The organism is Cupriavidus sp. SIMBA_020, assembly GCF_046535395.1.
GTDB classification, from domain to species: domain Bacteria; phylum Pseudomonadota; class Gammaproteobacteria; order Burkholderiales; family Burkholderiaceae; genus Cupriavidus; species Cupriavidus campinensis.
This window is the reverse complement of the sequence record NZ_JAWRWU010000367.1, coordinates 1-286: the sequence shown is the minus strand read 5'-3', so window position 1 is coordinate 286 and position 286 is coordinate 1. Positions and strand designations below refer to the sequence as shown.

Annotated in this window: 1 protein-coding gene; it reads left to right on the top strand. The window is 68.5% G+C overall.

Going from position 1 to position 286, the window contains the following annotated elements:
- A partial coding sequence (locus SB751_RS29615) for an AsmA family protein (protein WP_410748975.1) occupies positions 1 to 286 on the top strand: 286 nt, incomplete at both ends.

Below are 286 nucleotides of genomic sequence, written 5' to 3'. Positions count from 1 at the left end.
CGGCGGCGGGCGGTCAGACCAGCGAGCCGTTCTACGCGATCGGCTGGACCATCAAGGGCACCTACAACAAGACGCCGGTGGCGGGCAGCGGCAAGGTGGGCGGCGTGCTCGCGTTGCAGGACGCGAACCGGCCGTTCCCGGTGCAGGCCGACGTGAAGGCGGGCGATCTGCATATCGGTCTGGTGGGCACGGTCACCGATCCGGCGCATCTCGCCGCGGTCGATCTGCGCCTCTGGCTGCAAGGCAACAGCATGTCGCGGCTCTATTCGCTGACCGGCGTGACCTT